The organism is Bacteroides sp. LFL-34, from assembly GCF_027257075.1.
In the GTDB taxonomy this organism is placed as follows: Bacteria; Bacteroidota; Bacteroidia; order Bacteroidales; family Bacteroidaceae; genus Bacteroides; species Bacteroides ovatus.
This window is the reverse complement of record NZ_JAPQKZ010000004.1, coordinates 210,141-231,819: the sequence shown is the minus strand read 5'-3', so window position 1 is coordinate 231,819 and position 21,679 is coordinate 210,141. Positions and strand designations below refer to the sequence as shown.

Annotated in this window: 12 protein-coding genes; 6 read left to right on the top strand and 6 right to left on the bottom strand. The window is 41.2% G+C overall.

The genetic code is table 11. The features are described 5' to 3' along the window. Positions 1-488 precede the first annotated feature (488 nt). The 4 genes from N5O98_RS04050 to N5O98_RS04035 all read right to left on the bottom strand — a co-directional run bounded on the left by N5O98_RS04050 (position 489) and on the right by N5O98_RS04035 (position 5,083). Complete coding sequence (locus tag N5O98_RS04050) at positions 489-1,244, bottom strand: succinate dehydrogenase/fumarate reductase iron-sulfur subunit (protein ID WP_004298485.1); 756 nt, start codon at positions 1,242-1,244, stop codon at positions 489-491. Between the two features lie 36 nt (positions 1,245-1,280). Continuing rightward, positions 1,281-3,260 (bottom strand): fumarate reductase/succinate dehydrogenase flavoprotein subunit, encoded by a 1,980-nt coding sequence (locus tag N5O98_RS04045; protein ID WP_004311072.1) that lies wholly within the window; start codon positions 3,258-3,260, stop codon positions 1,281-1,283. Positions 3,261-3,297: 37 nt separating this feature from the next. Continuing rightward, the gene (locus N5O98_RS04040; RefSeq protein ID WP_004311073.1) at positions 3,298-4,002 is read right to left on the bottom strand and encodes a succinate dehydrogenase/fumarate reductase cytochrome b subunit; all 705 of its coding nucleotides are present in this window, start codon (positions 4,000-4,002) and stop codon (positions 3,298-3,300) included. A 211-nt stretch (positions 4,003-4,213) separates the two neighbouring features. Further along, the gene (locus N5O98_RS04035; RefSeq protein ID WP_022199093.1) at positions 4,214-5,083 is read right to left on the bottom strand and encodes a helix-turn-helix domain-containing protein; all 870 of its coding nucleotides are present in this window, start codon (positions 5,081-5,083) and stop codon (positions 4,214-4,216) included. A 273-nt stretch (positions 5,084-5,356) separates the two neighbouring features. On the opposite strand from N5O98_RS04035, the gene N5O98_RS04030 reads away from it, so the two are divergent. Beyond that, positions 5,357-6,322, top strand: coding sequence for a glycoside hydrolase family 18 protein (locus N5O98_RS04030; protein ID WP_004322973.1), 966 nt, complete (start codon positions 5,357-5,359; stop codon positions 6,320-6,322). A 329-nt stretch (positions 6,323-6,651) separates the two neighbouring features. Here the strand turns inward: N5O98_RS04030 and N5O98_RS04025 are convergent, their stop codons facing one another. Then, positions 6,652-10,770: a hybrid sensor histidine kinase/response regulator transcription factor gene (locus tag N5O98_RS04025; RefSeq protein WP_004311076.1), complete on the bottom strand. Its 4,119-nt coding sequence runs from the start codon at positions 10,768-10,770 to the stop codon at positions 6,652-6,654. 219 nt (positions 10,771-10,989) lie between these two features. Between N5O98_RS04025 and N5O98_RS04020 the strand changes: the two genes are divergently transcribed. From N5O98_RS04020 to N5O98_RS04000, 5 genes are read left to right on the top strand one after another with little or no spacing between them, the layout of a single operon-like run. Continuing rightward, positions 10,990-12,393, top strand: coding sequence for a hypothetical protein (locus N5O98_RS04020; RefSeq protein ID WP_004311077.1), 1,404 nt, complete (start codon positions 10,990-10,992; stop codon positions 12,391-12,393). Positions 12,394-12,414: 21 nt separating this feature from the next. Continuing rightward, entirely contained in the window at positions 12,415-15,444 is a 3,030-nt protein-coding gene (locus tag N5O98_RS04015; protein WP_004311078.1) for a SusC/RagA family TonB-linked outer membrane protein, read from the top strand. A 22-nt stretch (positions 15,445-15,466) separates the two neighbouring features. Further along, positions 15,467-17,074: a RagB/SusD family nutrient uptake outer membrane protein gene (locus N5O98_RS04010; RefSeq protein WP_004311079.1), complete on the top strand. Its 1,608-nt coding sequence runs from the start codon at positions 15,467-15,469 to the stop codon at positions 17,072-17,074. 10 nt (positions 17,075-17,084) lie between these two features. Next, the gene (locus N5O98_RS04005; protein ID WP_022199091.1) at positions 17,085-18,710 is read left to right on the top strand and encodes a glycoside hydrolase; all 1,626 of its coding nucleotides are present in this window, start codon (positions 17,085-17,087) and stop codon (positions 18,708-18,710) included. A 37-nt stretch (positions 18,711-18,747) separates the two neighbouring features. Further along, positions 18,748-20,334, top strand: a complete 1,587-nt coding sequence (locus N5O98_RS04000) for a glycoside hydrolase (protein WP_004311081.1) — start codon at positions 18,748-18,750, stop codon at positions 20,332-20,334. Positions 20,335-20,505: 171 nt separating this feature from the next. Here the strand turns inward: N5O98_RS04000 and N5O98_RS03995 are convergent, their stop codons facing one another. Then, on the bottom strand, positions 20,506-21,144 hold the full coding sequence (locus N5O98_RS03995; RefSeq protein ID WP_004311082.1) for an HU family DNA-binding protein: 639 nt from the start codon (positions 21,142-21,144) through the stop codon (positions 20,506-20,508). Between the last annotated feature and the right edge of the window lie 535 nt (positions 21,145-21,679).

Below are 21,679 nucleotides of genomic sequence, written 5' to 3'. Positions count from 1 at the left end.
CTGCCTTGGCTTGTTTAACGCTATAGCCCCGTCTGGACATCCAGGAACTCATACCACCAAAAGTGGTATGCTGATCGCGGCAAACATCGGCTAAAGAACAATTGTAGTCTACTTTCAATGCTTCAAGGAAATGTTTCCAAGTTTTTCCAAATCGATTTTCTGCTAAATCCATAATGCTTCATTTTTATACATAGCAAAAATATAAGAATGAAAAAAGGGCGACAAGATAGAATCGCGGAGACGCTTACGCGGTAACGAATGATTTTACCTTATTTCAATCCTCGCTTTCACCCGTAATTCTCTCATTCATAACAGTTTTGGCTATAAGGTGAAATCGGTGAAACTTATGAATTAAAAGTTCATGTTACTGATCCGTATTAATAATAATTGTGATCTACTCATACATAAAGAAATCCCCTGTCGAACTAGTCGGCAGGGGATTCTGTCATTAATCAAATTAAGCTCTCGCTATTGAAATCTAGCAGTTTCTAGTCTTTTAATTTTGCGATGATGAAGTCGCGGTTCAAGCGAGCGATGTTGCTGATAGAAATATTCTTCGGACATTCAGCTTCACAAGCACGAGTGTTTGTACAGTTACCGAATCCCAGTTCATCCATCTTTGACAACATAGCTTTTGCACGGCGCAAAGCTTCCGGTTTACCTTGCGGCAACAAGTTCAACTGGCTGACTTTTGCAGAAACGAACAACATAGCAGAACCATTCTTACATGCAGCTACACAAGCACCGCAACCGATACAAGAAGCAGCATCCATAGCTTCGTCAGCGATAGGTTTCGCGATCAGGATAGCGTTAGCATCCTGCGGAGCACCTGTGCGTACGCTTACATAACCACCAGCCTGCATAATCTTGTCGTATGCAGTACGGTCTACCATCAAGTCTTTGATGACAGGGAAACCAGCCGAACGCCAAGGTTCAACAGTGATGGTATCACCGTCGTTGAAACGACGCATATAGATTTGGCAAGTAGTAGCACCTGTTGCAGGACCGTGCGGGTGTCCGTTGATGTAAAGAGAACACATACCGCAGATACCTTCGCGGCAGTCATGATCGAATACTACCGGTTCTTTTCTTTCGCTGATGAGCTGTTCGTTCAGAATATCCAGCATTTCGAGGAAGGAAGTATCACCGGGGATATCTTTCATTTGGTAGGTTTCAAAAGCACCTTTAGCTTTCGGACCAGCTTGGCGCCATACCTTCAGTGTAAATGATATATTTTTATCCATTTTCTTCTAATTCTTTTAAATGTTTAACTTCACCGATTAGCTCTTGTAGTTACGAGTCTGAACCTTGATAGCTTCGTATACCAGCGGTTCTTTGTGCAATACCGGAGCCTTTTCATCGTCACCTTGATATTCCCAACATGCTACATAGAAGAAGTTTTCGTCATCACGTTTAGCTTCTCCTTCTTCAGTCTGGTATTCTTCACGGAAGTGACCACCACAACTTTCGTTACGGTTCAATGCATCGTAAGCAACAAGCTCACCCATTGTGATGAAGTCGTACAGACGGATTGCTTTGTCAAGCTCTACGTTCATACCTTCTTTGGAACCGGGGATAAACAGATTCGTTTCGAATTCCTTGCGGATTTCTTTCAATTCGGCAATACCTTTCTTCAAGCCTTCTGCCGTACGTCCCATACCTACATATTCCCACATGACATGACCCAGTTTCTTGTGGATAGAATCAACAGATTCTTTACCCTGGATACTCATGAACTTGTCGATCTTAGCTTGAACTGCTTTTTCTGCTTCAGCAAATTCAGGAAGATCAGTAGAGAAACGAGGAACAGTGATTTGATCTGCCAGATAATTCTGGATTGTATAAGGCAATACGAAGTAACCGTCAGCCAAACCTTGCATCAATGCAGAAGCACCGAGGCGGTTTGCACCGTGGTCGGAGAAGTTACATTCACCGATAGCGAACAGACCCTTGATAGTGGTTTGCAGTTCGTAGTCTACCCAGATTCCTCCCATTGTGTAGTGGATAGCCGGATAAATCATCATCGGATTATAATATTTTACGCCATTAATTTCTTTTGCCAGTTCGCCCGGATTAACGTCAGTGATTTCCTCGTACATATCGAAGAGGTTACCATAACGTTGGAGGACAACATCGATACCCAAACGGTTGATAGCTTCAGAGAAATCGAGGAATACGGCTAAACCGGTGTTGTTTACACCGAAACCGGCGTCGCAACGTTCTTTAGCAGCACGGCTGGCAACATCACGCGGAACCAGGTTACCGAATGCCGGATAGCGGCGTTCCAAGTAATAATCGCGGTCTTCTTCCGGAATATCACTTCCTTTGATTTCGCCTTTCTGAAGTTTCACAGCATCTTCTTTTTTCTTCGGAACCCAGATACGACCGTCGTTACGAAGAGATTCAGACATCAAAGTCAGCTTAGACTGCTTGTCACCGTGTACAGGGATACAAGTCGGGTGAATCTGAACGTATGCAGGGTTAGCGAATACAGCACCCTTGCGGTAGCAAGAGATAGCAGCTGTACAGTTACAACCCATAGCGTTGGTAGACAGGAAGTAAGCGTTACCATAACCACCGGTAGCGATAACTACTGCGTGAGCGGCGAAACGTTCCAATTCACCTGTTACAAGGTTTTTAGCGATAATACCGCGAGCACGTCCGTCAACGATGACAACATCCTGCATTTCATAACGAGTGTACAGTTTAACAGTACCTACGTTTACCTGGCGGCTCAATGCAGAGTAAGCACCCAGCAATAATTGCTGACCTGTCTGGCCTTTAGCGTAGAAAGTACGTGATACCTGTGCACCACCGAAAGAACGGTTGTCCAGTGTACCACCGTATTCGCGAGCAAAAGGAACACCTTGAGCTACACATTGGTCGATGATAGCGTTGGATACTTCAGCCAAACGATATACGTTTGCTTCACGGGCACGATAGTCGCCACCTTTTACAGTATCGTAAAACAGACGGTAAACCGAGTCACCATCATTTTGATAATTTTTTGCAGCATTGATACCACCCTGTGCAGCGATAGAGTGTGCACGACGGGGAGAATCTTGAATACAGAAATTGAATACTCTGAAACCCATTTCACCAAGTGAAGCAGCGGCAGAAGCACCTGCCAGACCTGTACCCACAACGATGATGTCCAAACGACGTTTATTAGCGGGATTCACCAATTTCTGGTGAGCTTTATAGTTGGTCCATTTCTCAGCCACCGGGCCTTCTGGAATTTTTGAATCTATCTTGATCATAATATTATTTACAATTTAATCATTTACAATTTACTATTTAGCAAGCACCGCCACAAATCAGTGTTTTCACGAAGAATACCACTACTACCAGTGCGAAACCGAGTACAACAATCGTAGAATAGATGTTAGAAATGCATTTCCAACGATTGATCCATACTTTGTTGTTCCATCCCAGTGATTGCATAGAGCTCCAGAAGCCGTGAGTCAGGTGGAACCACAACGCAAACAGCCAAACGAGGTAAAGAACTACGTAAACCGGGCAAGAGAAAGTCTGCTGGATGTGATAAGCACCATTGGCAGCATAAGCCAGCGTCAGTGTATCAGCGTGCATGCCCATGTTGTGCATCAGTTCCGGCAACTGCATTTTTGCCCAGAAGTTGAAGAGGTGCAAACCAAGACCTACGATGACGATCAGACCCAGCACCAACATGTTTTGAGATGCCCATTCTACAGTTTTCGGTTTGTCAACCACTGCATAGCGTTCGCTACCACGCGCTTTGCGATTCTGCATGGTCAGCCAGAATGCGTAGATGATGTGAATCACGAAAAGAGCAGCCAGTCCTGCGGTAGCCACTAATGCATACCAGTTTGCTCCCAGGAACTCACAAATCATGTTGTAACCATCAGCCGAGATGATCGCAACCAAGTTCATCGCCATGTGAAATGTTAGAAACAGGACAAGGGCGATACCGGTAACGCTCATCACCACTTTCCTTCCTACAGATGAATTACTTAACCACATAAATGATTGAATTTAAATTATTTAATTGTTAGAACTAAAATTTCGACGTTTTACACCTCTTACAGACTGCAAAAATAGGGGAAATAGATTGATTGAGCAAGGAATTAAAGAAATAATTCTTTAATAATGGATCAATGCGCCAATGTGTCAATATGCCAGCCAGTATGTACGCATGGTGCAACTGATTGGCAGATTAGTAGGATGGGACTGTTTATTGTACCTTTCCGATTTTCTCACCGCCGGCTGCTTTTTTGCGTAGAGCGCGTGGGGTATCGCCAAAAGAGTCTTTACAGAAGTGTGCGAAATGAGACAGAGAGTCGAATCCGTATCTGTTACAGATTTCAGTGATTCGCATTTTGGTGTGCTGTAGGTCTTCCAGGATTCCTTCCCGTTTCTTTTCCAGTATCCATTCGTATACGGGCACACCATAGAGGTTTTTGAATAGTCGGCGGAAAGTAGTGGTCGTATATCCTCCCAGATGCGCAAATTCTTCCACGTTCTTCACCTTGCTGTAATTCTGCATGACGAAATAGTGGAAACTTTCCGTATAAGTGCTGATCGGATAGAAGAATGAACCCAGTTGGGGCAGCGGATAGAAGTTGGTAATCAAGAAAACCAGTTCTTTGCATTTTAAGTCGATATACTTGCTGCAAGGGTTTTCTTCAGCGAGGAATTCGGGCATACTGGTGACAAGGTGGTAAAGCCTTTCACTCATAATCAGTGGAGTGTAGGTCAAAGGAGCTTCCGCCTGTTCCATCATTTCCTTATATCGGTCTTCGCAAAGCAAAGGCAGTTCGTTGAACCAGTAGATAACGTATTCCACATCTGTCAGTGCCAGTATTTCGACCTTGGAGCCAATAGCTTGCAAAACAATTTGTCTCTCGCGTAACGTTATTCCGGGATGCTCTTCGCTATTGATAAGTAATTCGCCCTTTATCATAAAAAGCATACAATTCTGCGTACACTTATCCTTGGGGATATGCTCTCCTTTAGGTAAGTTTCTATATACAAGGATATTCTCAACATTTTTTGGACATCCCGTACAGTTGGTATATTGTATGCAAAATGAATCTCTTGGCATGAGTTTTATGCGTGATTTATTATCTTAACGGAACAAAGATAGGCTTTTTTTGCGGAAAATGGAACTCTTTCTTTTATTTATGTTTTAGTAGAAACCTGCAAATATTATTCTTATCCCTTTGGATGATGTTAGAGAATTCAATATTTATCTGTTGTAAATTTCTGAATAGAAAACTTTATGTTGATTTTTGGAAGTATTATAGTTGTTTTTGAACATCTGTTTCCCTTTGATATGCGTATTTTTGCAATCTAAACGTTTTAATTATCAATCATTATGCTAATGCTAAGAAAAATTGTATTCTTCTTCTTTTTTTTGTTTGTTGGATTATCATTGTTTGCACAGCAAGACTATATGGTCAGTTCTTATGTGCGGGGTAATTTTTACAACCGTGGTCGTATCTCTACAGAAAGCTTGCGGGCAAGTGACGACCTTATTTTCTTGAATGTTCATCCTAATAAAGACGGATCATTGTCATTTGAGAATCCACGTGCATTTCAGGGAAAAGGGGTGACCACTTGGGAAGGTTTGATTAAATCGGTTCGTGCAAAAGTAAAAGGTACAAAAGTGAAAATACGTTTGGGAGCTTCCAGTGGCGAATGGAAAGCGATGGTGGCCGATGAGGCCGCTCGTACGACGTTTGCAAAGAACATAAAGACTGTACTGGAAAAGAATAAACTGGATGGCATTGATCTTGATTTTGAGTGGGCAGAAAATGAGAAAGAATATAAAGATTATAGTTTGGCTATCCTGAAGATGCGGGAAGTGTTGGGAAACAAGTATCTTTTCAGTGTATCTCTGCATCCTGTTTGTTATAAGATTAGTAAGGAAGCTATTGAAGCTGTTGATTTTATTTCACTTCAGTGCTATGGTCCTTCACCGGTTCGTTTTCCGATAGAGAAATATTGTTCGGATATACAGATGGTATTGGAGTATGGTATTCCGAAGGAAAAACTGGTGGCAGGAGTTCCTTTTTATGGGGTGACCAAAGATAATTCAAAGAAGACAGAGGCTTATTTCAATTTTGTACAGAATGGATTGGTTACGAGTCCTGCACAGAATGAAGTGATCTATCAGGGAGATACTTATGTGTTTGACGGTCAGGATAACATTCGTATCAAAACCCGTTATGCAAAAGAACAGAAGCTGAAAGGTATGATGAGTTGGGATTTAGCTACGGATTTGCCGTTAAGTGATAGCAGGTCATTACTAAAGACAATGACTGAAGAATTGAGGGAATGACTTAGTTCGCACGACTGCTACTTGTAAATCCTTTTTGTAGATGCTGTTTAACAGGTTCTGTTTTAATAGGTTCCTCCCCTCCTTTATTATAATTAGATTTATAAAGAATGTGTTAAAACACTTTTCTTTAGAGAAATACTCCTGCCGCATCGTTTGAAGTGGCCTCCAAAAGTTGGAGGTTTATAAATTAGCAAGATAGATAAAGAGTTCGGTATTAGCACCGGACTCTTTCCTTTTAATTTAGGCATTATGACTTTACCCTCTTCTTTTTCGGTAGGAGCTTAATTTGTTTCTCAAAACGTATTAAGTGTAAATGGCTCTCTCCCTTTTTATGATTGTATGATCTGCTTCAGGTAATCCGAAGGCGAGACGCCAAATTCCTCTTTAAAGCATTGACGGAAATACCCCGTACTGTTCATTCCTACTTTATAGGCGATTTCAGAGATGTTGAACTTCCCTTCAAGCAATAAACGTTCTGCATTTTGCATTTTCACTTTCCGGATATATTCGTTGGTCGATAATCCTGTCAGTGCTTTCATTTTCCGGTAGAGGGTGGAACCGCTCATACACATCTTGTCTGAAAGATAGGTAATATCAATCTTCTCCGAAGAGAGGTTTTCTTCGATTAAAAGGGTGATTTTTTCAATAAATTCATTATCCAGCTTGCTTAGAGCTTCGGCGATTACGATACGTTTTTCTTTTAAATCTGCCTGATTGCCCGGAACGGATTGTGTCTGGAATTGAGCTATCAGTTTCTTTCTTGATTCCAGCAGATTATTGATACGGCTACGCAGCAGAGAAGCACTGAAAGGCTTTGTCAGATAAGAATCGGCTCCTACCTCATATCCTTCTTCTTTATCTTGCAGAGAGTCTTTGGCTGTCAATAGGATGACAGGGATATGACTGGTCCGTACGTCCTCTTTCAATTGCCGGCAGAGAATGATACCGTCCATGACAGGCATCATAATATCGCTGACTACAATATCCGGGATGCGGCTAAGAGCTTGTTGCTTCCCTTCTTCTCCGTTGTAGGCAGTGAGTACTTCGAATGAATCTGCGAAGGACTCAGCGATATATTTCTGTATCTCTTCATTGTCTTCTACAATCAACAGGATCGGTTTACCGATATCCAGTGTGGTTTCTTGTGGATATTCAAGGCTTGCTTCCTGATTCGTATCTTCTTGAATCGGTTCTGTAGAATCTGCGTGTAAAGCATTGGGATAGATATTATCCGTCAATAGGCTGATATAGAAAGTACTTCCTTCGTTTTGTATGCTTTCTGCCCGGATTTCTCCTTCATGCAGGGTGACCAGATTTTTCACTAGGGCCAAGCCAATGCCTGTTCCGGATGCCTGATGCTTGCCGCTTTCCTGATAATAACGGTCAAAAATATGTGGCAGGGCTTCAGCAGAAATTCCATATCCCGTGTCACTGACTTTTATCTCTGTATAAGCAACCTCATTGCGCATTGTCTGATACAAACTTAGAGTGACGCGTCCCTGTTCCGTATATTTGATCGCGTTGGAAATCAGGTTGTCCAAAACGATGGTAATGATTTCCTTATCAAAGAAAAGGAGCATTTCTTCTTTCTCTATCTGAATTTGGAAATCAATCTTGGTCTTTTGATTTAGTTCTTTGTATTTAAGCCCTATCTCATAGATCAGAGGAGCGATATTGCCTTTGCTGACACACAATTTCTTGTTTTGTGTCTCTGTCTTCCGGAATTCCAGTATTTGATTAATCAAGTTGAGCAACCGTAGTGCACTCTGATGGATGACAGATAACTTCTGGGCTTGTTTTGCCGGAAGTGAGGTCTCTTTTTGCATATCTTCCAAAGGACCGAGGATTAAGGTCAATGGCGTACGCAGCTCATGGGTAATATTAGTATAGAACCGCAAACGTTCCTGGTTCAATTCCTGTTCTTGCTCATGGTTTTTCTTTTCCAGCGTATAGAGGCTTTCCAAATCCAGCTTCTTTTTATATGCATGCAGGATAAGATAAATGATGCTGATAGATACCCAAATATAGATAAGTTTTGCCCACCATGTCAGCCAAAGAGGGGGATTGACACGGATGGTAAGTGAAGTCGCTTCTTCCGGCCATTCCTGATTATGTACCCTTGCTTTGATGAGGAATTCATATTTTCCCGGAGGAATGTTTCGGAAAGTGACGCTGTTGTTCTCATTGACGGTGTACCATGAGTTTTCAAGCCCTTTCAGCATATAAACATATTCCACTTGGTTGACTAGTGAATAGTTTTGTACGTTAAATGTAAGTCCAAAGCTATTTTGCGCATGACTTAATTCTACATTCTGTCCTTTGGATAAATTGATAATCATGTCATTATTTTCCAGGTTGCTCAATCGTCCGAGTATTTTCATTTCCGTAATAACTGCCGATGGAGTGGGTTGTTCATTCATTGCAATGTCAGGATTGAAGCAACATACGCCATTGATAGAACCGAAATAGATCCATCCGTTGTTATTTTGTGTTACACAACCGCTTGAGAAACTTCCGGCCGGAACATCATCAGAGTGACCATAATTGTAAAAACAGTCTTTACTTGTAACATAACAACTAACGCCTTTATTATTGCTAAACCATATATTACCCTTCTTGTCTTCGGTTATTGCACAGATATTTGTATTGGTTAAACCATCTTTTCGTTGATATGTTTTGTAAGTTAATGCATCGGTTGAAGGAAAACATACTAGTCCTTCTCCTGTTCCTATCCACATCCTTTTGTGCTTATCCTGTATGATCTGATTGACGGTGTTGGAACAGAAACCATCCCTTTGGACAAAGGTCTTGATTTTCTGTAGATCAGGCGTGTATACGCCAAGTCCGTCTCCGAAGGTTCCAATCCAGAAGCGCCCTTTCTCATCTTGAGCTATAGAACGTACGAAATCGCTATGTAGTTCACTGTTTTCTGTGTTGTAGTGTCGGATAATTTCCATATTAAGGGGATTCAATACAATGATTCCTCCGCTGTATCCTACCCAGATATTGTGTTGAGTATCTTCGTAGATCGTACGGACATCCTGATTGTACTGTCCCATGAGAGAGATGGAACGAAATCTTTTATTCCGAGTATCATAATAACTGATTCCTCCTTGAAAAGAACCGAACCATAGATTTCCTTTTGAATCCTGCAAAGCGGTCAATATAAAATTCGAGGGGATGTCTCCTGTTTCTTTTCTGTAAATAGCAATACGTTTGTCCCCTTCAAATACATTGATACCACCTCCGTCTGTTCCAATCCATATACGTCTTTGTCTGTCGGTACAGAGACTGCTCACTACTTTATTGTTCAGGCTGTTTTCATTGTTAGGAATCGGAGAATAACTTAATGTTGTGAATAAGGGTGGCTTTCTGCTGATAAAATTGATTCCTCCTCCCCATGTGCCTATCCAGATGTTGTCAAAAGAATCTTGGAATATACACCGGGCACTTGCATTGGAGAGACTTCGGCTATCATCGCCTTCCTGAATATATTCTAGGGAAACCTGTTCGGGTGAGAGAAACATACTTTGTTTGAGATCCAGTATAGTAATGCCATTAAGTTCTGAAGCGATCCAAAGTTTGCCGTCATTTAATTGTTTAATAGCTAATATCCGATTGCATAAGGCTGCATATCTATCATTTTTGTTATTCTTAAAAGTGATAAAGCTTTGATCGGCAACATTGAAAAGAGCCAGGCCTTTATCTGTCCCGAGCCATATATTACCGTTTGTATCTTTAGTGAGACATCGCACATCATTGCCGGGCAGGCTCTTCGGGTCTCCCGAATGATTCTGGAAGTTTTTTACATTTTTATCTTTAAGTGAAAGAATACTGAATCCGTGACCGACATGACCGATGTATAGGTTTCCATCCCCTCCGTCCAGTACAGTCCATGTTTGTTCGCAAGATAAGGCCGGCACTGTATTCTTGTTATAATGAGTGAACTGCCCACTGTTAATATCGAGATATTCTATGCCTCTATAATAAGTACTGATCCACAGGCCATCTTCGTGTTGAGCAGAAGGAGCGATGTCTGTTACATCATTTGTAATCAAACTATGAGGATCGTCCGGATTATGTGAATAAGCTGTAAATGCTTGCTTGTTGTAATTATATGCATTTAATCCGTCCCGTTGAGTCGCTATCCATATAATGGGACGTTTATTGTCAGCGTATACCCGATTGAGTTCATTACCAGTGATTCCTTGGCTACTTTGCGATAAGTCATTCTTATAATAGGTAATGAAACGGGTGCCATCGAATTTATTAAGTCCTTCTTCTGTAGCAAACCATAAGAAGCCTTGTTTATCTTGTGCGATACTAATCACATAATTATTAGATAATCCCTGTTCAATGCCCAATCGTTTGATAGAATGGGATTGAGCTATTGATTGAGAAACTGATAGCAGACACAGAAATAAAATAGAAGCAATGTGTTTCTTCATGATTCGTAATTATTCGTTTCATTTACAAGCTCAAAAATAGGAATAAATATTTTATTTAGAGTATGCAAATCGTGCATTGCACGATTTATATAGCTTCTCTGCATGATTTTTATCGGTTTATATAGTTGGAATCGTTTACATTTGTCATGTCGATTTGCCGATATTTTATATATTGAGAAGTCGTACCGAGATAATATTAATCATTAAATACTAATTATTATGAAAGCTAAATTGTTGCAAAGCACGGTTTTGTGGACTTTCCTTTCAGCAGCGACCTTGTTTGTTGGATGTAGTGACGATGAGGACTATAGAGATGTAGACGGACAATCTCCAACTCTTGAGTTAACGTCCGATCATATCCGTACATTGACAGGCTATGAATTTAAAATTGCAGGTAAAATTGCAGATAAAGACGGTATTCGTTCTATCAATCTACAATGTGCAGAGCTTTACTTGGACAAGACAATTGAATTGTCGGCTCTTTATTCAGAACCATTGTATGAGTATAATCTGAATTATGGTTTCACTATTCCTGAAAAAACGAAAGGTGACAGTTTTACTATAAAGGTAACAGTTACCGATTTAGGTGGGCGTACATCAACAAATGATGTCCTGGTTACGATGGATGGTGATTATACAGAACCAGTCTTGACTCCGTCTATTGGTCTTTTAAGTGATAATATTAATATTGTGTTGTCCGAAGGTACTTCTAAAACATTCCGGTTCACTGCAGAAGATAATAAGGAATTGGATTATTTGGAATTAGCTGTTCCTGATTTGGAAATCTTGGAACGTCAGGATATTGAAGAAGGAGAGAAGAAAGGAACATTGAATACTACTGTTGTATTTCCTTCTGATAAGACTGGGACCTATACATTGGTTATACGCGCTGTCGATACTTTCGGTAATGTTGCGGAAAAGAACTATTCAGTACTTGTTTCCAGAGTGAAAGATTATGAAAATATGTATTTGGTTGATTTTGAAGGAACAGACAGTAAATTACTTACAGGCAATGACGTGTGGGGAGTTCCGATGCCTATAGAACGAGTAACGAATTTCACCTATAAGGCTCGTTGTTATTCACCTGCTCCAAATACCCCGATCCGTTTCATTACAAGCAAATATAGCTTCAGCATCTGTTTTGGTGATGATAAAAATAATCCGGGAAAATTAACTGGTATCTCTGAAGATGTACAGCCGATCATTCTACCCGAAAAGAGTTATTATGAAATAAACTTTAATACAGAAGAGGGAACCTATACAGTAGAGGCTTATTCGCCGGGAACACCAATTATTGACGGACTTAAAATGGGATTCGTTGGCGGATGGTTTGATGGCGCCAAAGGCTGGGACGGACCTAAGAATGTCTATGAATTGACTCAAGATCCGGACAATCCGCATTGTCTCACTGCAGAATTGACTTGGAGTAAACAAGATTCTTTTGACGTGACAATAACTCCCTATAATGCCAATGGCGATTGGCTGGAGCCAGGTTGGCGTTTTGACGGTAAAAACGAATCATTTGCTACTAATACGAATGATTCATCTAAAAAGGTACCCGCAGGTAAATACACCTTTATATTTGATACACATCTTGTTCAGTCTAAATTGCTGAAGAAATAATTAAAATAATGCCATAAAAACATGAAACGATATCTATTTTTATTATTATCGTTCTTTGCGCTGAGCCTTTATGCTCAGCAGGGAAGTCTGACTGGTACTGCTATTGCAGCTAGTGATAAAGAACCAATGATTGGTTTGACTGTTCTGGTGAAGGGTACTACAAATGGTACTGTCACGGATCTGGATGGAAACTATACACTGACTAATGTTCCTAAAGATGCGACTATTGTATTTTCCATGATTGGGTATAAGACACAAGAAGTTAAAGTCAATGGAAAGAATGTCATAAATGTAGTCATGGAAGATGATACACAAGCTTTGGATGAAGTAGTTGTTATCGGCTATGGTGCAGTGAAGAAGAGTGACTTGACAAGCTCTATATCTGCTATCAAAGGAGATGAACTGAAAAAGCTGACTGGCGGTAATGCCATGAATGCCTTGCAGGGAAAGATTAATGGTGTGCAGATTACCGGTGGTGGCGGTCCGGGTACTTCACCTCGTGTTATTATTCGGGGGGTATCTACCGTCAATGGTTCTGATCCGTTGTATGTCGTTGATGGAATGCCGGTGGGAACCAATATCAATTTTCTTGACCAGAACGATATTGAATCCATGCAAGTGCTGAAAGATGCTTCAGCAGCAGCTATTTATGGTACACGTGGCTCTAACGGTGTTGTCCTTATTACTACCAAGAAAGGTAAAAAGGGAGCTACCCAATTCGGTTTCTCTGCTTCTGCCGGTTTTCAGACATTGAAGAAACCGGAGATGGCAAAAGCTTCCGAATACGAATATGTGTTCAAGGCGCGTTATATTAATGATAATGCAGAGCCCCGTTATAACAGCAAGGAGAATATCACAGATGCGGAAGGTACTGACTGGTGGGATGAAAGCATGAAGAAGACAGCACTGATTCATAATTATAATTTTAATTTCTCCGGAGGTACGGATAAGTTGCTTTACTCTGCCAATATTGGTTATTTCGGGCAAGACTCACAATACACTGTAGGTAACTGGCAAAAGCTGACAGCCCGTTTCAGTATGGAATACACTTTTAATAATATAGTAAAAGCAGGTATTGACTTTACCCCGAAATATGAGAATTGGACAGATACTCCCAGTTTATTGGGAAATATAATGGCTATGGACCCCACAACTCCGATCATGCGTCCTCAAAGTGAATGGACGACTAATGAATACGACAACTATGCCCGTTCCAGCAACAACTTGGTGTGGAATCCGGTTGCCCAATTAGCCCGTATGGATAAACATAGTGATGAGTATGGTTTATTAGCCAATCCGTATGTAAACATTGAACCGATTAAAGGCTTGGTTATTCGTTCACAGTTTGGTGTCAATGCCCGTTTCCGTATTTCAGATGAGTTTACTCCTTCTTTCAATATCGATACATTAGAGAAATCCGATTACAGCAAAGCATATCGTAAAACCGATAATTGGGTGGACTGGAACTGGACGAATACAGTAAACTGGATTAAGAGTTTTAATCATAAACACAATTTGAATGTGATGGCTGGTTATACGATGGAACGTTTCCAGGAATATTGGTTGGAAGGATCAAAGGAACGCACTCCTACCAATGAAGAGAACCTGCATTATGTTTCAGCCGGTACGCAGAATCCGCAGACAGCAGGCGTGAATGCCTATTCTTCATTGATCTCTTATCTGGGACGTGTGATGTATAATTACAACGACCGTTACTATTTGACTGCTTCTATCCGTGTGGATGGTTCTTCTAAATTCATGAAAGATAATCAATACGCAACTTTTCCGGCAGTATCTGCAGCATGGCGTATTTCAGAAGAGCCATTCATGAAAAAACAGCATATCTTTGATAACTTGAAGATTCATGCAGGATGGGGACGTGTGGGTAATCAGAATATTGACAATTCGGCTTATCAGTCTACTATTGGAGCTGCCGATTATGTATTTGGTGGTAATCGTGAGATTGGTACAGCGGTAGGTTCGATTGGTAACTCATTGATCCGATGGGAAACTGTAGAAGATTATAATATCGGTATTGATATGGCATTTTTGAAAAACCGTTTGTCGGTGACTGCAGAATGGTTCCGTAAAGAATCCCATGATATGCTGCTGAAAAAAGATAATATGCTGATTTTAGGGTTCCCGATGTGGAATGGACAGATGTGGGAGAATGTAGGTAAAATGAGAGCTACGGGTTGGGAACTTTCTATTAACTGGGAAGATCGTAAAGGTGATTTTGATTATGGAATTGGATTGAACCTGTCATCCGTTAAAAATAAAGCTATTAAACTATTGGGTTCTACTCCGATTAATGCCGGAAGTTTTAATGGAGATTACATCATACGTAATGAAGAAGGTGGTGAGATCAGCCGTTTTTATGGATATGTGGCTGATGGTATTTTCCAAAATCAGACTGAAGTAAATGCACATACCGATGAATATGGAACAGTCATTCAACCCAATGCTCAACCGGGAGATATTCGTTTCAAGGATTTGAACCATGATGGTAAGCTGGATGATAATGATAAGACTTTTATTGGAAATGCATTTCCAGATCTTATGGTTGGTATTAATGCCCGTTTAGCATGGAAGAATATTGACTTTGCAGCCAATTTTTATGGTACAATAGGAAACGATGTATACAACACGACTAAAGGACGCTATTCGGGAGTGTCGGGTGAGAATGTATATGCCGGAACCTACAATGCTTCTTGGCATGGTGAGGGAACAAGTTATGATTTACCCCGTCTGTCGTACAATGATGCCAATCAGAACTGGACACGTGTTTCTTCTTTCTATGTGGAAGATGGTTCTTATTTACGTTGCAAGCAGTTGCAGATAGGATATACATTGCCAAAGAAATGGACGAAGAAAATTTCATTGCGCCTGTCTTTCTCGGCACAGAATCCGTTCACTATTACCGGATATTCAGGAATGGACCCTGAAGCGGCTGCCTTAGGTACTGAAGGAAAAGTAACAGAATCGGGTATTGATTGGGCAGGGTATCCTAACCCGCGTACATACCTTTTTGGAATCAATATGAATTTCTAATGCTATTAACAGAGATAAGAATATGAAAAAATATATTTTAGGCTTGACTATAGCCGCTTCTACATTGTCATTAGCCGGTTGTTCGGATTTCCTGGATACGCCAGTACTCGGTCAGCAGGATTTGAGTGAATATTTTGTGAATGAAGATCAGTGCAAGCAGCAGATTACAGGATGTTATCAATCCATATTCTGGGATGACTGGTGGCAGGTACAGAAATTTTATTTGTGCGGTGATATGTGTACGGATGATATGTGGGTCGGTAATACTGGTGAAGATCAGGGGGCTTATGAAGATCTGGCCTTTTTTACAGGTGATGCATATGGTGGAGGAGAATGTAGTCAGAACTTCTGGCAATATCGTTACAAGGGTATATTGCGGTGTAACATTGCGATTGAGAGAATACCAGGTGTAGAGTTTGAGGACGAATCGTTGAGAGATCGTTATGTGGCTGAAGCTAAATTCTTACGCGCTTATCAATATTTTGATTTGGTGAGATACTTTGGTGGTGTGCCGTTAGTACTGGGGATGAAGATGCCTTCGGAGATAGAAGGGATTCAGCGTGCTTCTGCAGCAGAGGTGTACACACAGATTGAGAATGACCTGAAAGATGCTGCTAATGTATTACCTGTTAAAGGTGAATATGCCAGTGCCGACTTAGGGCGTGCCACTAAAGGGGCAGCACAAGGGCTATTGGCAAAAGCTTATCTTTATCAGGAAAAATATGAGGAAGCAGAGGATATGCTGGAACAAGTGATGGGTTTGAATGGGCATGCATCACAAGGGTATGATTTGTTGGATGATTTTGGAGATGTGTGGAGCATTTCTCATAATAATAGTGTTGAATCACTGTTTGAAGTGCAGACTAATAGTGATATAGCCTATAATTTAGGACTTAGAATGCCTGTTGTATGTGGTTCCCGTGATGACGGTGGCTGGGCATGGGGCTTGCCGACAAGTAATTTGGAGACGGCTTTCAAGACAGCAGGAGATGACATACGTTTGAAATGGACTATTATTAAAGACAAAGCAACCAGTGTGCCGGGGGATACCCATTGGTCTTCTACTGTACCTTATTCGGTTTCGACCGATTCACATAAGTCAGGTCGTGTGACTCGTAAAGTATACATTCCTTATGCCCAACGTCCTGAACCATACGATGCTTCTCATAATCCATTGAACTATCGTATTCTACGTTATGCGGATGTATTGTTGATGTATGCCGAAGTTGAAAATGTGTTGAAAGATGACGGACAGGCTCGCTGGGCTTTAAATAAAGTCAGAGAACGTGTAGACTTAGGTCCGGTAGAATCCAGTGGTACTGAACTTCGCGATGCGATACGTCAGGAACGTCGTCTTGAACTGGCATTGGAAAACCAACGTCTGTTTGATATTCGTCGCTGGAAAAATGATAGTGGAAAGTCTGTTATGAGTGATATTATGGGACCGAACGGTTCATTTGTGATATACAATACAAAAGAATCTACCGATACGTATGAGCTTGGAAATCAGAAGGAAAGTAGCTCTAAGGGACGTAATTTCAAAGAAGAGCGTGACTTGGTATACCCGATTCCGACCACAGAGATTAGTCAGAGTAATGGTAGTATAGTACAGAATCCCGGATATAATTAATTAAATGATTATGAAACACAGAAATTTATTTATAGGACTTTCATGCATGGCGGCAGGGCTTTGCGCATGTAATGATGAATATACATTCGTGCCGGAATATGAAGTGAAACTGCCGACCGATACCACTATCAATGTTACAATTGATGCCTCAACTGTATATCAGACTATTGATGGTTTTGCATCTTCCGATGCATGGGATATGGAATATGTAGGCAAATACTGGAGCACTTCCAATAAAGAAGCCATTGCAAAATTGTTATTTTCCCGCGAAGTTGATGACAAAGGGAATTCGCAGGGCATCGGTTTATCCATGTGGCGGTTTAATTTGGGAGGAGGTTCGGAAGAACAAGGAGATGCAAGTGGTATTGTTTCAGATAAAAAGGAACGACGTGTCGACTGTTTTTTGACAAGTGCAAATGGAAGTTATGATTGGTCCAAATCTGCGGGGCGGAGATATTTTATGGAAAAGGCTAAAGAGTATGGCTGTGAGGCATTCGTACTGTTCAGTAATACACCTCCTGTATACTATACTTATAACGGACAAGCACGTTCGGATAAAGGGGCATTTAGTAATTTGAAGACAGAACATTATGGTGACTTTGCTGATTTCCTGGCTACTTGTGCCAAGCATTTTGTTGATGAAGGATATAATATTACTCATATTAGTCCGATTAACGAACCGCAGTATAACTGGAATGGCAATGAACAAGAAGGTTCGGCCTGGCAGAATACAGAAGTGGCAACGTTAGCAAAAGCATTGGATGCGAGTTTGACAACCAAAGGGCTTTCCAATACCCAGATGTTATTGGCTGAAGCAGGAAAGTGGGATTATCTATATGGAAACGGTGATGCGGGAAGTGCCCGTGGCAATGTAATAGAGGCTTTTTTCAACCCCAATAATACAAGTACTTATATTGGTAATCTTACTCATTTGCCTAAATTGATTTGCGGGCATAGCTATTATTTGGATACGAACTGGAGCAATATGTACTCTGTCCGTTCTTCTGTTAAGTCCAAAGCAGACCAATATGGTTTGAAGGTATATCAGACGGAGTGGAGTATGTTGAGTGAGAACTATGAAGATTATGCCAGCTATGGTGATGCTTCTTATATGGACTTGGCTTTGAGTATGGCAAAAGTGATTCATCAGGATTTGGCAACAGCTAATGTAAGTTCTTGGTCATACTGGACTACTTGTAGCCGTGAACGTTGGAGTCAGAAAAGCCGTTTTTATCTGATTCGTCTTTCTCCTGATAGCAATGATGGCGAAAGTTATGCCGATTTAGCTACTAATGGCACTTATAAAGCTAGTAAGAACCTTTGGGTACTGGGCAATTATAGTGCATTTGTGCGTCCGGGCTACCAGCGTATTGATTTGAAATTGGAGGAAGAGACAAAGGATTTCTTTGCTACTGCCTATATTTCACCGGAGAAAGATAAATTGGTAGTGGTGTACACTAACATGACCGATAAACGCGCGGAAATAAATAATACATTTGAAGGATTGGGCAAAGAAGTGGGTGAATTTGAACAGTATACTACTTCAGAAGCAAAAGATTTGAAGCGTGAGCCCAGCTATAATAAAGGTGTTGTTCCTGCTAAAGGTATATCTACTTTTATTTATACTCTTCAATAAAATAGTTTTCAACAGGTATTAGACTATAGACTAGACAATGAAAGGTAAAAAGATTTTAGCCGCTTTAGGCTTCTTCTCAATAGCCGGTGTGGCAGGTGGATGTTCCCAACCTGCCCCCGAAATACGTTATCAGATAGAAACAGACCAACCCTGTCAGACGATGGCATACTTCAGTGCTTCTGATGCCTGGAGTATGCAATTCATCGGGCTTTGGCCGCAGGAGAAACAAAACCAAATAGCCGATTGGCTGTTCAGCACGGAGAACGACGCCAACGGACAGCCGAAAGGTATCGGCCTGTCACTCTGGCGTTTCAATGTCGGAGCAGGTAGTACGGAGCAAGGAGAGAACAGTCAGATTGCTTCTCCCTGGATGCGTGCCGAATGTTTCCTGAATCCCGATGGAACATACAACTGGAACAAACAACAAGGGCAACGCAATTTCCTGAAACTGGCAAAAGAACGGGGAGTCAACAAATTTCTGGCTTTCTTGAATTCGCCTCCCGTATATTACACACAGAACGGATTGGCTACCAACACCGGACGTGGAGGTACGGCGAACCTGAAACCGGATTGTTATGAAAAGTACGCTCGTTTTCTGGCAGATGTAGTGCAGGGAGTAGAACAACACGATGGCATCAAGTTCAACTATATCTGTCCTTTCAATGAACCGGACGGACACTGGAACTGGGTCGGTCCGAAGCAGGAAGGCTGTCCGGCAACGAATAGGGAAATAGCTCGCACGGTTCGTCTGTTGAGCAAAGAGTTTGTAGACCGGGACATGGATACACAGATTATGGTCAATGAGTCTTCCGATTATCGTTGTATGTTCCGCACTCATGAAACGGATTGGCAACGGGGGTATCAGATTCAGGCTTTCTTCTGTCCGGATAGTGTAGATACGTATTTGGGAGATACTCCGAATGTTCCTCGTCTGATGCTCGGGCATAGCTATTGGACAAATACACCTTTAAGCGATTTGCGCAATATCCGTCTTCAACTACGGGATACACTAGATAAATACAATGTTGACTTCTGGCAGACGGAAACTTGTATTATGGGCAATGATGAAGAGATCGGTGGCGGAGGTGGTTTCGACCGTACCATGAAAACGGCACTTTATGTAGCACGCATCATTCATCACGATATTGTATATGCGGGAGCAAAAAGTTGGCAATGGTGGCGTGCCATTGGCGGTGATTACAAAGATGGATTGATTCGCGAATATACTACGGACAATAATTTCTTAGATGGCAGAGTAGAAGACTCCAAACTGATGTGGGCTTTAGGTAATTATAGTCGTTTTATCCGTCCGGGGGCAATCCGGTTATCCGTTTCGGCTTTCGATCAAACAGACGCTTTGATTCCTGATGGCGACACCGACCAGCAAGGATTGATGTGTTCTGCTTATAAGAATGTAGACGGAACGTATGTGATGGTAGTTATTAATTATGCCAATGAAGAAAAAGAGTTTTCTATTCATAAAGGAAAAGTAGGAAATACGCAATGGCAGATTTATCGTACTTCGGATAAAGAAGGGGAAAATTTGCTTCCGGTGGGGACAGTGAAAAGTGGAAAGATTGTTCAGATTCCGGCGCGTTCTATTATAACGCTTCAGGGCAAATAAAAAACTGTCTCATATTTTTGAGTGGTATATTTGTACGCCAGCCCATTGCTAATTAAGATAGTAATTAACTTGTGTAATTTTTGCACAAGTTAGACGAAAATAGAGGGAAATTCAGTTGTTGCAAAATTTGCGACAACTGAATTTCCCTTTTTTATTTCTTCTGATTTCCTTTTATTCATCTGTCTTTATCTCCGCCTTGCCATAATATCCCGGCATCGGCATGTAAATCGGATGATAATAAGTATTGATATTCTTCAACTTCTTCTCCTCCTCTTTCAGCCGTTTGATTTGCCGTGCGGCAGTGGTAGGGGCAAAGCCGCACAATCCTTGAAAGTCGCGACGGGTTAATACAGGGTTGCTCTTGAAGTAGTTTGTCAGCAATTTGTCTATCTCGTCATTTGAAAGGACAGCCGAATGGGGTTTCAGTTTACTTCGCTCCACATGAACAACACTGACAGACTTTTTCAGTTTGACGTCCGCTTTAAAGCTGATATTGGCTTTGAGTTTTATCTGATTCGCTTTTAGTTTGGGCGAAGTGATAGGTTCTTGACTATTCAGCTTTATCTGGAAATAACCGATGCCATCCAGATGGACGCTTTGTCCTTCCCGAAGACGATCCCCCATAAAATGACTTAGGGATTCGAGAACTGACTTTACATCCCCTTCAGTTAGAGAAGTTGCTATCTGGATTTCTTTTGCCAAATAGTCTGTGTCAATGTGTTGGAAGTTGACTACACGTGCGTGATACACTTCTTTGTCTTCCTCATCCTTGGGACGGGGAGTCTTGTACAATTCAAATTGTATTGCCATTATTTATTTGTTTTCGCCTTATACATTACTACGTATTTTAAATTTACCGTTGTAAGTCTATAAGGACATTGTTTTCTGTTGTTGCAAAGCTAATTGATCATCTTCGGACTTAGGGGGAGGGTGTTATATAGCTGTTGTTTGTTTGTTATCAAGCGGCTTTTATAAGTTATCCTGCCTTTATTCTTGGACTAAGGCATAGGGATAGTTGTCTTCCGGTGCCTTTATCATTAGTTTCCCACGGCCGTGGAGAGATCTCTTCATGGCTGTGGTAGTATCTTTCCACGGCCGTGGTAGGAATTCGCCACGGTCATGAAGAATGAACTATATCGGTAACAAAGATAAACTATATCAGGGAGAAAAGCAAACTATCTCTGCTTGTTTGAGGTATTTATACGCCTTGTTCTATCTGATAGATATAGGGCAGGGGAGAATTAAACTATTCAACAAAAACAAGCTATCTTATGCATATAGGGCCTTTATTCGGCTATTTTGTAGATGATAGATAACCTGTTTTTGCTGGTAAAAGTATGATAGA